At 37.2% G+C, this 13,864-nt stretch carries 11 protein-coding genes; all 11 read left to right on the forward strand.

What is annotated here, in order from left to right:
- Positions 1-1,234 precede the first annotated feature (1,234 nt).
- The 11 genes from KI659_RS16360 (at position 1,235) to KI659_RS16410 (ending at position 13,832) form a co-directional block, all read left to right on the forward strand.
- Positions 1,235-2,578 carry a hypothetical protein gene (locus KI659_RS16360; RefSeq protein WP_213946453.1) on the forward strand — a complete coding sequence of 448 codons (1,344 nt, stop codon included), beginning with the start codon at positions 1,235-1,237 and terminating at the stop codon, positions 2,576-2,578.
- Positions 2,579-3,166: 588 nt separating this feature from the next.
- Entirely contained in the window at positions 3,167-4,960 is a 1,794-nt protein-coding gene (locus tag KI659_RS16365; RefSeq protein WP_213946454.1) for an ABC transporter ATP-binding protein, read from the forward strand.
- A gap of 37 nt (positions 4,961-4,997) precedes the next feature.
- Complete coding sequence (locus KI659_RS16370; RefSeq protein ID WP_213946455.1) at positions 4,998-5,711, forward strand: O-methyltransferase; 714 nt, start codon at positions 4,998-5,000, stop codon at positions 5,709-5,711.
- 59 nt (positions 5,712-5,770) lie between these two features.
- On the forward strand, positions 5,771-6,667 hold the full coding sequence (locus KI659_RS16375) for a glycosyltransferase family 2 protein (RefSeq protein ID WP_213946456.1): 897 nt from the start codon (positions 5,771-5,773) through the stop codon (positions 6,665-6,667).
- A gap of 153 nt (positions 6,668-6,820) precedes the next feature.
- Positions 6,821-7,639 carry a hypothetical protein gene (locus KI659_RS16380; protein WP_213946457.1) on the forward strand — a complete coding sequence of 273 codons (819 nt, stop codon included), beginning with the start codon at positions 6,821-6,823 and terminating at the stop codon, positions 7,637-7,639.
- A gap of 66 nt (positions 7,640-7,705) precedes the next feature.
- Positions 7,706-8,674: a glycosyltransferase family 2 protein gene (locus KI659_RS16385; protein ID WP_213946458.1), complete on the forward strand. Its 969-nt coding sequence runs from the start codon at positions 7,706-7,708 to the stop codon at positions 8,672-8,674.
- Complete coding sequence (locus KI659_RS16390) at positions 8,671-9,534, forward strand: glycosyltransferase (protein WP_213946459.1); 864 nt, start codon at positions 8,671-8,673, stop codon at positions 9,532-9,534. The genes KI659_RS16385 and KI659_RS16390 overlap by 4 nt, the downstream gene beginning before the upstream one ends.
- A 69-nt stretch (positions 9,535-9,603) precedes the next feature.
- Positions 9,604-10,536: a glycosyltransferase gene (locus KI659_RS16395; protein WP_317195985.1), complete on the forward strand. Its 933-nt coding sequence runs from the start codon at positions 9,604-9,606 to the stop codon at positions 10,534-10,536.
- Between the two features lie 12 nt (positions 10,537-10,548).
- Positions 10,549-11,493, forward strand: coding sequence for a glycosyltransferase family 2 protein (locus KI659_RS16400; RefSeq protein ID WP_213946460.1), 945 nt, complete (start codon positions 10,549-10,551; stop codon positions 11,491-11,493).
- A gap of 23 nt (positions 11,494-11,516) precedes the next feature.
- The gene (locus tag KI659_RS16405) at positions 11,517-12,665 is read left to right on the forward strand and encodes a glycosyltransferase family 4 protein (protein WP_246535447.1); all 1,149 of its coding nucleotides are present in this window, start codon (positions 11,517-11,519) and stop codon (positions 12,663-12,665) included.
- Between the two features lie 66 nt (positions 12,666-12,731).
- Positions 12,732-13,832: a glycosyltransferase gene (locus KI659_RS16410; RefSeq protein ID WP_246535448.1), complete on the forward strand. Its 1,101-nt coding sequence runs from the start codon at positions 12,732-12,734 to the stop codon at positions 13,830-13,832.
- Positions 13,833-13,864 lie beyond the last annotated feature (32 nt).

A 13,864-nucleotide genomic window follows, 5' to 3' on the forward strand; every position in this document is an offset into this window, starting at 1 on the left:
CTAAGGAAGATTTAAACCTGGCAGGCTTCCCCATCCCCGCTAAGCACCACATGTGGCTGACCGGGCGAAGCTGTGGGGCAATATTTCGGGGTCCATGCTAGACCCATACCTGGACCGTACCGGGAACATAAGGTAACTTACTTCTAGTCGGCCACGGGCTGGACACCGGACGGATCAGGCTCGGACACCGGTCCACCGCCCCTCGACCGGTCCCCGAAGGGTCCTCGGGGGGTACACTAGTCCCCGTCATTTAGCCTAGTCCCGAGCAGCCCTACTTATAGCTACCGAGGGCGAATCGGGAACCGATGGGAGGGAGTGGAGAAATCTAGACACGTATAACCTTCGGTTAAATGACGTGGTTGTCATTCCCGCCTGCTGGCCGGCAGGGTTGTCCGTCCCGTGGGTTGGCCTCCCGTGTGAGGTAAACTTCGCCTCCCCGGGACTGTTGTTCCGCCGCGGCGGATCATTGTTCTACCTATTTGCAGCCACGGGCGGGATGAAGGCCGCTTAACGACAACATTCACGGAAGGGATCACGGGCAGGGTTACGGTGATCTTTCCAAGCTGCGCCTCGGAAAGGACCTTCGTTTCAAAAAAAAAAACTCCGCGCTCTTTGCGCCTCCTTTGCGGCCTTTGCGGGAAACTGAACCGCCCCCAAAAAGTACAACGGTTTCTTGGATTTTAGCGAATTAGGCGGGAATGTATAGGACATCATGCCGACATCCCTTAAGTATCCTGCCGGAACCCATTAAGCATACAGCCTATATCCTTTAGACATCCTGCACTCATCTTGCCCTAAGGTGGTAATAGAATGAATCAAAAATTAGGAATTGGGAATTTTAATTGGGAATGGAGAATTGGGAATGGAGAATTGGGAATGGAGAATTAGGAATGAATAACAGGTCTCGCAGCGCCTGCCTGCCGGCAAAGGCAGGCTCGCCGCGCAATCGCCGCGCCCTCCGCGAGACCACTTTCAGAATATGACCAATTTAAAACTTCGTGCGACTTCTTTATTACTTAGTGCGACTTTGTGACCAATTTTAATTCAAAAAGCTTCGCAGCGACCGCCGCGCCTGCATGCCAGCAAAGGCAGGACCGCCGCGGGAACTCTTATAAATCTTAAACTTAGCGCTACTTCTTTTGAACTTTGTGCTACTTTGTGACCATTTGTTGAAATCGACTTCGTGACCTATTCCAATCTAGTCCCCATAATTGCCTCGAGAAATGCCCTAAACATGGCGATTCTCACTATACTGTTCCTAGTGGTCAACGGTGCCTGGTTTTATAAAATGGGCGTGATGGTGGATGCGGATACCGAGAGATTTGTGTTGTATGCCTCGGAACTGAAAGAAAGGGGATTCTTTTATAAGCCCCACGATTTCTGGTACATTGGGTATGTGGGTTTTCTGCTTTTGGTGGGGATGCTCAGTCCAAAACTGGAGGCAGTTGTGCTTGTACAATATGCCATTTCATATCTGGCGCTGATTAGTCTTTATGACAGTTCGCTGAGGCTATGCAATAATAGATTTATAGCCTTGATCACAGGAGCATGTTTCCTGGGCTTTGTGATGCTGCCTTTTTGGAACCTGTATCTCTACGCCGAATCCCTTTACATCAGCCTGACATGCCTTTCCATGTGGTTTTTGATAGCAATGAGAAATAACCGCAAAGGCGTAGAAAGCTCAGAGAAAAAACTATTTAGTGGTGTGGCTTTATTTGTTTTAGGATCGATGATCATTGGGTGGACAGTGTTGACCAGACCTACCGGGGTGGCAATGCTAGTTGCAGTAGGGGCGGTGGCGGCATATGGGGTGTGGAAGGCGGAAGGATACCGCAAACTTAAAATCGGATTACTGACTTTCGGAGTACTTGGTTTCATACTTTTGCTCAACCAGATGCTGAGTACCTTTGGATTCGTGGAGGATTACCAGAAAGGGGAGGTGGTTTATAACATCTATAAGATGGCCCACATGGATTACGCAAAATCCTTGATCATCCAAGCGCCGGAAAACCTCTACCTTCCCAATTCAGAAGACCCGGCTTTATGGCAGTTTGTCAGTCTGATCCTGTTCAATCCGCTGTACTCAATACAGCTTTTTGGTACCAAACTGTTTTATTTTCTTCTGTATATCCGGCCGTATTATTCGGCATTACATAATTTGACGGCACTGGCATTTCTGATTCCCGTGTATGGGCTGGCGATCTATGGTGCGGCCAGGTTAAAAGGCTATCCAGCCGTTTTCTTCTGGACCTACCTCACCATCTGCACCCTCAGCCCAACCCTATTGACCATAGACTGGAACAGCCGATTCCTCATGCCCATGCTGCCGATGGTATTCCTTGCAGCGGGAGGGGGAGTGAAGGGCTTAATATCTCATCGTGTTTTCGATCGGCCAGCATTCCTCCGTCATTTCGACACGAGGTCAACTCCCCCTTCGAAGAGCCTGTCCCGAGCAGCGAGGCGAATCGGGAACCGGAGCGCAGAACTGCCTCCACCGTCTTTTCGACCGGAGCGAAGCAGAGTGCTTGCCCGCCGAGGCGGGGAGAAATCTAGCCACGTACAACCTTCGGTTAAATGACGTGGTTGTCATTGTTGTCCCGCCGTCGGTCGGCCTCCCGAGGTAGGTAAACTCCTCCTTCCCGGCTAGGTTGTCGTAGTTGTCATTGTTCTACCTATTAACAGCCACGGGCGGGATGAAGGCCGCTTAACGAGAACATTCACGTAAGAAATGTCAGGTGAGAACACGGCAATCTTTCCCGGCCTCGCCTCGGAAAGGACCTCCATCTCAAAAAAAACTCCGCGTTCTTTGCGCCTCCTTTGCGGCCTTTGCGTGAAACTGAAACGTCCTCAAAAAAGTACAACGGTTTCTTGGATTTTAGCCAACCACTAACGAACCATAGGGACACCCATGGGAGACCCCATTGACATCCCTAACACACATAGCCATGATCCCTGCTTCACACCTAGGACATCCATGGGAGACGATGGAATGAGGAATGGAGAATTAGGAATGAGAAACACCGCCCAGTTCTCAATGCTCAGTGCCCAGCGCTCAGTGCTCAGTGCTCCTTACCTTATACCAGAGTAGGGGTAACGTTAGGGTAAAGCTGGGGATAGAGGGGCCTTAAAATAAATAAAATAGAACCTAATTAACATATTACACTTCATGGATTTATTAAAATCCTTTATAAAAAAACACTTTTGCCATTTCACCTATTTCTATACCCATCTTCGGCACAGGATATGGATTGCGTTAGGTTTAAGTATTTTGGTGGGTTTATTGGATGGGTTCGGATTGGCTATGTTTATTCCCATGCTGGAAATGGTGGGGGATGGAGGGGCATCTGCAGAAGGCTTAGGAAATTTAGCTTTCTTAATCAATGGTCTTACTTACTTAGGTCTTGAGCTTAACCTGATAACTATTTTAACAACACTAGTATTCTTTTTCACTTTAAAAGGTATCGCCAAATTTGCAGAATCTTACTATAAGGTCATTGTGCAGCAGTATTTCAACTCTAAACTGCGGATTGACAATGTGGACAAATTAACCCATTATCAATATAAATCATTTGTAACATCTGATGCAGGTCGTATTCAAAATACTTTAAGTGGAGAAACCGAAAGGGTGGCCGGTGCTTATCGTTATTACATACAAACTTTGCAGTCGGCTATAATGTTGACTGTTTATGTATTTTTGGCTTTTTTAGCAAATCCACAATTTGCTTTATTAGTTGCAATTGGTGGGTTAATTTCTAATTTTCTTTTCAAGCAATTATATAGGCGTACTAATTCTGTATCAAAAAATATAACTCGAGACGCTCATGGTTATCAAGGATTATTGATTCAAAAAGTTTCTTTCTTCAAGTATTTGAAGGCTACATCAATGAACGAGAAATTTGCTGAAAAACTTAAGAAATCAATATTATCCATTGAGGCTAATAATAGAAAAATTGGTTTTTACGGTTCTATTCTCGAGGCTTCAAGGGAGCCTTTGACGATTATTGTTGTAGTAGGTGTTATTTTAGTTGAAACTCAAGTCTTTAACTCTGGATTAGGGTTGATCATCCTTTCTCTTCTGTTTTTTTTTAGATCTTTAACTTATTTAATGCATTTACAGACTGTTTGGAATAGTTTCTTAAACGTATCAGGTTCTTTAGAAAACATGAAAGTTTTCCAAAAGGAAATGGCTCTTTCGAAAGAATATTATGCAAGTAAAAAACTTAAAGGAGTTTATGAAAGTATTGAATTAAAGAATTTAAAGTTTGAATATGGAGAAAAAGAGATATTGAAAAATATAAATCTCAAACTTGAGGCAAAAAAGACTTATGCATTTGTAGGGGGATCTGGTTCTGGAAAGACAACTTTGGTTAATTTAATAGTTGCATTAATGCCTACAAATTCTGGTTGTATCCTTATAGATGGTCAAGATTTAAAATGCTTAGATATTAGGTCTTATCAATCAAAAATCGGATATATAACCCAAGAACCAGTGATTTTTAATGATACAATATTTAATAATGTCACTTTCTGGGCTCTACCTAGCAACGAAAATATTGAACGTTTTTGGGATGCCTTAGAAAAGGCGGCGATTGCAGATTTTGTAAAAGAATTGTCTTTGCAAGAAAAGGAGTTATTAGGAAATAATGGAATTAATCTATCAGGTGGACAAAGACAAAGACTTTCTATTGCAAGAGAATTATTTAAAAATATAGATGTATTAGTTATGGATGAAGCAACTTCTGCCTTGGATGTGGAAACCGAAATTAAGATTCAAGAAAGTGTTGAAAAGCTAAAAGGGAAAATGACAATTTTAATTGTTGCTCACCGCCTTTCAACAATTAAAAATGCTGATCAAGTTATTTTGTTGGAGAATGGAGAGTTTGAAGGGATGGGGACCTTCAAAAGTTTAATAAATATTTCTGAAAAATTTAAGAACTCTGTTGCTCTTCAAAATATTTGAATAGATGCAATTTTGTTTTTACAAGATAAAATAAAATATGAAGTTAGTTAACTTGAGGGATTGGATTTTAGGAATTCAAAAAACAGGATTTTTAGTTCAGGAAAAAGTTAAAGAAATAGTTTGGTTTAGAACAAAAGAATTAAAGGCTATTGAGATTTTGAAACCATACTTTCCTAAGGGATTTCTTTTTGAATCTGAATTTTCATTATCATTTCAAACTATCCAACACATTGCTAATGATATTGTTATACATAAACCTAAAATAATCTTAGAAATTGGATCAGGGCTTTCAACTATGATATTAAATAATCTTATTAAGGAATTAGGTTATAGGCCTGAATTTATCAGTCTTGACCAAGACGAGAATTGGCAAAAACATTTACTCAAATATTGTGATTTAGTAACTTTCAAAAATTTTGAAATTTCAGAAAAAAATGTATACTCTAAAGAAGGGAAAGCTAAATGGTTTGATATTCCAAATGATTCGGATCTTTTGAAATACAATTTTGATTTAGTTATCGTAGATGGACCGAAAGGATTTGAATCTAGATTTGCAAGATTTGGTATTTTAAATTTTCTGAAAGGGAAATTAAGTAAGTCGTCAATAATATTTTTGGATGATACAAATAGGAATGACGAGAAATTCCTTCTAAATAGTATGAGAGACCAATTAGGATTTACTCATTGTAAATCATTTTATAAATATTCAAGACTATCTTTCCATGATGGAATAAATACTACACCTTCTTGAAATTTAACCCAGGACTTTTCAACCCCAAAAATTCGTTCATGGATTAATTTTAAATGATTATGGTTTCAATTCTGATTCCAAACTTCAACAAAGGGCTTTTTTTAAAGTCAACTTTAGATTCTGTCCTTCTTCAGACATATGAAAATTGGGAGTGTATTATTGTTGATGACCATAGTACAGATGATTCATGGGAAATTTTGGAAAAATTTTCAAAAAAAGACAAAAGGGTAAGAATTTTTAAAAGGCCGGAAAATAGAAAACCTGGAGGAAATGGGGCAAGAAATTATGCAATTGAAAATGCAAAAGGTAATTATGTTGCTTTCTTAGATTCAGATGATAATTGGAATCCAGATAGACTTAGATTAGCATTAAACTATTTAAATTCTCACAATTTTGAATCCATTTTTAGTGGAGCACATGTAATAAGACCGAACTCTATTGTAAAATTGCCCTCGAGAGATATAAGAGAAGGTGAATCGGTTTTTGATTTCATATTTAGCGATGATGTTTTTTGCCCGACACCCTCTTTAATTATGAAAAAAGACCTTGCTCAAGAAGTTTTATTTGATGAAGATTTAAAGAGACACCAAGACTATGATTTTTTTATAAGGGCTCATTTGATAAAACCATGGAAATATTTCGAAAACTATGATGTAAAAGTTAATTGGACACGACCAAACATAAATAAGATAAACTATTACAACTGTATACCATTTTATGAAAAACATTGGGAAAAGAGTAAAAATAAAAGAACCAGGCATAAGTATATTTTAAGAATTACCTCGTTATCCATAAGAGGAAATTATAAAAATAACTTAGCTTCTTACTTTAGAAATGTTTTAAGGAAAGAAGACTATAAATTTTCATTTAAGGAGTACATAATGTTTTACACCCCTTATATTTTTTTTGTTTTTTCAAGGACTAAATGGTTTATACTACGTAAATCTCAAAATTAAGATTTATCTACTTCTATTATCCTTTAATTAATTTGGTTGATTAAAAAAATGATTAGAATAATTTCAGATATTGAGCAAATTATTTCCGATTTTAGCACCTCCAGTGAAAAACTGATATTTCTTTCTACCTACTTCACTTCCAAGTTGGACCCGATGCGAAAGATAAAGCAGGCTAGAGATAACTTTGAGTATTTTAGAAACTGGTATGAAAGCATAGATGAGTTAGGGATAAGAGCGGTTATATTTTGTGATACTATTTCAGAAGAGTTCAAGAAAAAATACGAAACCGATAAAATCTCATTTGTCAGGTGCCAACTAGGCCCACACTCTTTAAATGATGAAAGGTTTTTTATATTTCATGAATTTGTTCAAGGCTTAAAGCCTGATTCTTTTGTAGTTTCCACAGATATCAATGATGTCATCATCAACAAAAATCCCTTGGATTTATTTGAAACCAACCCACATTTATTGTATGTGGGGAGAGGACAGCGAAAAGTGTGGAAAAATGGCAAGTGGCCACTTAAAGCGCTATTTAGCTTTAATCGAAAATTCAAAGGAAGTTTGCCGGTAAGTTTTTTTAATTATCCTGTACTTACTCCAGGGACAGTCGGTGGGAAAAAAGAGCTTGTACAAAAAGTATATCAAGAGATGATTGAACTTTTTTCAGAGCTTGGAGATGATGGGAATTACGATATGCAGGTTTTCAATCTTATCATGAAGGAGCGCTATTATCCACAAAGTTCCATCTGGGATGGTATCATTCCTTTTTGGATTGCAAATTTGTATTTTTATGCACTTTATAGGATTTCCAGGAAACTTGAGAAAGGATACAAGGAGGAGAAATATGATTTGGTGTCTTCTGAAGAAGGAATAGCTGCAAATGAATTGATTTATGCCGGTTTTCCTTTTGTAAGCATGGTTGGTAAATACGAAAAAAAGGGAGAATCATTGGCTTATTTGATTCATAAATAAAGCCTTGTCAAGGCTAACGACTAGCTAAAAAATTATAAAATTTAATTTTTAATCTGAATATCCTAAATGATGTTACCCTTAGTTTCAGTTATTATCCCTGTTTTTAACAAGAAGGATTTTGTTGAGGAAGCGGTTAATTCTGTATTAAACCAAACCTATGATAATTTAGAAATACTTTTAATTGATGACGGTTCAATAGATGGTTCAACAAAAATACTTAAAAATTTAGCGTTAAGGTACCCATCCAAGATTAAATTAATCCAACAGACAAATAAAGGTGCTTGTCATGCCCGAAACATTGGAATTCAAGAAAGCAAAGGTGATTACATCCAATTTCTAGATTCTGATGATGTTTTGGATACCCAAAAGATTAAATCTCAGGTAGAAAAATTAAATTGGCAACCAAAAGACGTTATAATATTTGGTAGATGGGAATATTTTGATCATCAGATAGGTGACTTGGCTGCGGAAGAATCCCCATTTTATAGGGAATATCCTAAGCCATTTGAACTTCTAGTTGAATTATGGACAAGCCAACAAATGATAGCCTCATTTTCTTGGTTGGTTCCAAGAGAAATCCTTATAAAAAGTGGTAAATGGGATGAATCATTGTGTTTAAATCAGGATGGGGATTTTTTTTCTCGAGTTATTTTAGCAAGTGGTCTTCTTAAATATGATAAGAGTGCAAAAGGCTATTATAGAAAACCAAAAAAGAACAATATATCAATTAGAAAGGACCAAGAGGCATCAAAATCATTGTATAAAACTTTTGAAAATTATCAAAATAATATATTTAAAGTGGATCAAGGTAAGAAAGTTAAAAGAGGTCTTATTAAAAACTATGAGCATTTTATCTATAGAATGAATGCTATTAGCCCGGAATTATGCTGCCAAGCTTTTGAAAAAATAAAAGCTTTATTTGGGAAGAAAAGGCCTTATGGTTTTTTTGATTCAAAGCTTTTGTTTTTTGCACAGTATATAGGATTAGCATCCGCAATTCATGCGAAGTTGAAATTGGGAAGAGTTTTCAAATGATATCTGTTATTATTCCTACTTTTCGGGATGATGAAAGACTAAATAAATGTCTTCAATCTTTGTATTCTCAATCCCTGGAAAAATCAAAGTTCGAAGTAATTGTTGTAAATAATTATCCTTCAGATGAAGTTAAAGTCCAAGTTGAAGGATTGAATTTAATAGTAACCTCCGAAGAAAAACAAGGTTCTTATGCAGCTAGAAATAAAGGAATTGAAGAGGCAAACGGTGAAATTTTAGCATTTACTGATTCAGATTGTTTACCTGATAGGAATTGGTTGTTTCTGGCAAAAGAATTTTTTGATAGGGATACGAAAAAGGAAATAGGAGTATTAACCGGGCCGGTTCCACTTTTTTTCAAGGATACAAATAGGCTATCACCCTCAGAGATTTATGAAAAATATACAGCATTTAAAACAGAGCAATATGCCCAAGAAGGTTTTGCCGTAACAGCAAATTGGTTTTCTTATGCCTCGGTGATTCAAGATTTTGGTGGCTTTAATTCGGAACTTATGTCAAATGGAGATACAGATTTATCTGGTAAAATTTCCAAAAAATATAATGTTGTTTTTTCCCCTGAGGTAAAAGTTTTTCATCCCGCAAGATATCAAACTAAAGAACTCGTGGATAAATACAGAAGAGTGATTGGAGGAAACTTTCATAGGAGATTTAAAGAAAAACCTGCAGGATTTAGAATATATATATATGATTTTTTGATTAGAAGGTATCGCTTTGCTTTGAAAAAAATACTTACAGTTCCTCCTCGAGAATCTTTGCCAATCCTCAAAGTTTGTCATAAAATCAATAAAGGTGTCCTCCAAGAATTTTTCCATTTGATTGACGGAGGGGAACCAAAACGATAAGGTTCTTCAAACTTTTGCCTATTCATCAATTTTAATTTTAAGAATATCAAATCACTTGTTTCTATAGTTATTCCTGTTTATAACAAAGTCACATTTGTTAAGCAGACACTTGATTCGGCTTTAAATCAAACTTATCCTTATCTTGAAATTTTAGTAATCAACGATGGATCTACAGATGGTTCTTTACCTATTTTAGAAAGCTATGCTAGACAATATCCAGAGAAAATCAAATTGATAGACTCAATCAATCAAGGAGTTTCCGCAGCAATGAACCTTGGAATTAAAAGGGCGAAGGGAGAATATATCCAGTTTTTGGATGCAGATGATTGCCTTTCACCTGATAAAATTGAAAGACAGATTTCCCTGCTTCAAGGAAAGGCATCAGCTATTATAGCTTGCTGTGAGTGGGTGATGTTTAGAGATGATTTGATTAATCAGATGCATGTACCTTATGGTGTTTTTGGTGATTTTCCTTCAGGCTTGGATTGGTTACTTCGCGCTTGGAACCATCAGGAAATGATGCAGCCTGCGGCGTGGTTGGCCCATCTAGATTTGATCTTGAAAGCAGGACCTTGGAATGAAAGCTTGATCATAAATCAGGATGGGGAGTTTTTTTGTCGGGTTTTGTTGCAATGTAAAGGGATTGCCTATGAGCCAAACGGGAAAGTTTTTTATAGAATACCGGGAGAATCAAACGTAAGTCAGCAGAAATCTCCCAAAGCTTTCCAATCACTCTTGGAATCTTACCGCTGTTACGAGATAGAAGTATTAAAATTTGAAGATTCTTTAAGGGTAAGAAAAGCTTTGAAAAAAGTATATCAGAAATTTATTTATGATGCATTCCCTGAACATACTCAATTGATTAAAATCGCTGAAAGCTATATGGAAAGTTTGGGAGTAAAAGAGAGGACTTTTATTGGGGGTCCAAAATTCCAAAATATGTCAAAAATACTGGGCTTTAAAAACGCTTTAAGGCTGAAAAAATATCTTCAAAAAAAGTAATCCTAATTCCTGTTGTTTTCTGTTATCATTCCTTTGTACAATAAAGGCCCATTTATCCATAGGGCAATTGATAGTGTACTGAATCAGGAATTTAAGGAATATGAAATCATCGTTGTAAATGATGGGTCCACTGATGGGGGAGAAAATTTGGTTAAGGAAACTTATAGTCAGAAAGTTTATCTAATTAACCAAGCCAACTCTGGAGTTTCAGCGGCAAGAAATCTTGGTATCCATCATGCCCAGTTTCCTTGGATAGCTTTTCTGGATGCTGATGATTATTGGCACCCTAAATACCTTCTCTTAATGGCCCAGGCAATTTCAGAAAATCCTGAAGTTGGAATATTTGGAGCAAATTACGACAGCTTCAATTTGGCTGAAAGCCCAAAATTGAAGTATTTTTTATTCAAGGGCTATTTTAAGCAGGCAGTTAGAAATACTTATTTTTTTACTTCAGCTACAATTGTCAAAAGGATTTTTTTTGAAAAGAAGCCTGGATTCGATCCACAATTTAAGCTAGGAGAGGATATAGATGTCTGGTTGAGGGCATCTCTTTTTTTTGGGGATGGGATTTATGTCCAGAATACACTTGTATATTATGGAAGTGAAGATGTCCAAAGGGCAACCCAGCAAAGTTACTTACTCGAAAACACGCTTATTCCCAAGATTTTGGAGGAGAGGTATTATGAAGATTCTTTAGAAAAATCTAACTGTTCGCGTTTAAATTTTTTAGACTTTAGGGACAAGTGGATATACTTCACTTTATTTTCCCACTATAAGTTGGCTGAAAATAGGAAAGCGATACAGGAGGTTTTGGATAAAATGGAATCCAGGTTTCTTTTGGTCCGAATTTTTTATATGCTACCTTTTACTCTTTTGCATCAACTTTTTCTGAATAGGACTTTTAGCAAAGGCTTCAGAAATTACATAAAATTTTGCTTCAGGTATATCTATAGATGAAAGTTGTAAGAATTGTACCTGAATTGGATTTTGGTGGAGTTGAACAGGTGTTGGCCAATTCCATTCCTGGATTATCCATGTTACCTAATATAGAGGTATGTTTGATCGTATTGGGAAAAGGAGGAAGGGTGGAGCAACAATTGGTTGAACAGGGAATCCAAGTCAAAGTTTTGAACCAATATCCGAAAATTCCCAATTTCAAACTGTTAAATATCTTGAGAAATCTTATTTCCAAGATAAAACCTGATGCGGTTCATTGTCAAGGTGCAGAGGCCAATTTCCATGGATTGCTTGCTGCACGAATCGCAGGTGTACCCCTTAGGATAGGTGAAGAAATAGGTTTTCCAAATCATCATTCTTATTGGAAGTATATTTTTAAGACAGTGTATAAAAACGCCACCAAAGTTATTGCAATATCTCAGGCGGTAAAGGAAAGAATAGTGGAATTGGGGGAAGTGGAATCGGAAAAGATGGTGGTAGTGTATAATCCGGTTGATTTAAGTAATAGCGAAAAGATAAAAAACCCGTCCCAAAAAATTTCAGTAGGGGATAAGGATTTAATAGGACTGTCACATGAAGAGGAGACTCTTCGTTTCCCTCAGAGTGACATTTTCAAAAATGTGAAAGAGGGAGACAAACCCTTCGTGTTTGTAACTACATGTAGGTTGGTTCCAGTGAAGAATTTGGAAAGGTTAATCAATGCTTTTGCAAAGCTATCCCAGGAATCCTTTGGAAAATCAATGAAATTGTGGATCGTTGGAGATGGTCCATTAAAAGAAAGTTTAGAGCATCAAACCCAAGACCTAGGAATATCAGAGAAAGTGAAGTTTTGGGGATTTCAGGAGAATGTTTTCCAATTTTTAAAAAGTGCTGATGTGTTTGTGCTGCCATCGCTAAGTGAAGGTTCTTCTGTGTCTTTGGTGGAAGCCATGTCTATAGGTTTGCCGTCCATCGTGACAAAAATTGGCGGAACAACCGAGATTTTAGGAGAATCATATTCAGGTATACTGATAGATCCCGTCGATGAAGATTCAATTTTCAGAGCATTATTTATTAGTGTTAGTTTTTCGGATGAGAAAAGAATTAATTTAGGAGAAAAAGCCCAAGAGGAATCAAAGAGGTTTTCCGTGGAAAATTACCTAGAGAAGCTCCTTTCTGTGTATTCCTTTTAAATGTAGCAGGAAGTTCAATTAAAAATGTATAAAGTGGCTTCGGAGAAAATCAGGATTCTTTATTGTATGGAAACCATTGCCTCAGGCGGTGTGGAGCAAAGGCGTTTATTTTTAGCTCAATGGCTTGATAAAAATAGATATGAAATCAAGATTGTCTGTACCAACTCTTTTGGTTATTTGGCAAATGAGCTGGAAAGAGAAGGAGTTGAAATTTTTACAGTTGGAAGTTTTTCCCATCCATTTCATATTGGAAAATACCAAAAGGTAATTCGAATAATCAGAGAATTTAAGCCTCATATTATTCATGGGGCTGTCTTTGAGGGGATGAGTATGGCTTCTATTGGAGGAATATTTGGAAAAGTACCAATAAAAATAATTGAAGAAACCTCTGACCCTCAGACGAGATCAAAAAAGGCTATTTATCTTCAAATGCTGTTTTCAATTGTTTCTGATAAAGTGATTGCAATCTCGCCCTCAGTTCTTAGGTACTTAAATTCCAAAGTTAGGATTTCTAAGAACAAATTCATCTTAATAAATAATGGGGTAAGAGTGCCAGAGATTTCAAAAGATGATGAAATTGAAAGGCTTAGGAAAGATTTAGGTATTAAAAAAGATGACATAATTGTTGGCTCTGTTGGAAGGGTTTATGATGATATCAAAAGGTACTCAGATTTAATTCATGCCATTGGTTTACTGAATAGTAAGAAGGTAAAATTTCTTTTGGTTGGTAAAGGCCCCGACCTTGAAAAGCTGAAACAGCAGATTTCGAGCTTAGGACTAATTGAGCAATTTATTTCAGTGGGTTACCAAGATAGGCCCTACCTTTATTATGGGTTGATGGATTTTTTTTGTATTACATCCGCCCATGAAGGATTTGGTTTAGTAGCTGCTGAAGCTATGCTAAACAGATTGCCTGTAATTGCCACTAGAGTAGGAGGGCTTCAAGATATTGTTAAAGATGGAGAAACAGGATTTTTAGTGCCTCCTTTTTCACCGGATCAAATTGCTGAAAAGTTGAAAATCCTGATTGAAGATACTGAATTGCGAAAATCAATGGGAGAAAAAGGCTATGAAAGGGCCATAGTGAATTATACTGCTGAACGTTACTGTCAAGAGGTGGAAAATTTGTACTTACAACTCTTAAAAGAAAAGAAATTAATTTCCTGAAAACTACCCATATCAAGAAGTATACTAAGATT

The organism is Litoribacter ruber, from assembly GCF_018449405.1.
Taxonomy (GTDB): domain Bacteria; phylum Bacteroidota; class Bacteroidia; order Cytophagales; family Cyclobacteriaceae; genus Litoribacter; species Litoribacter ruber.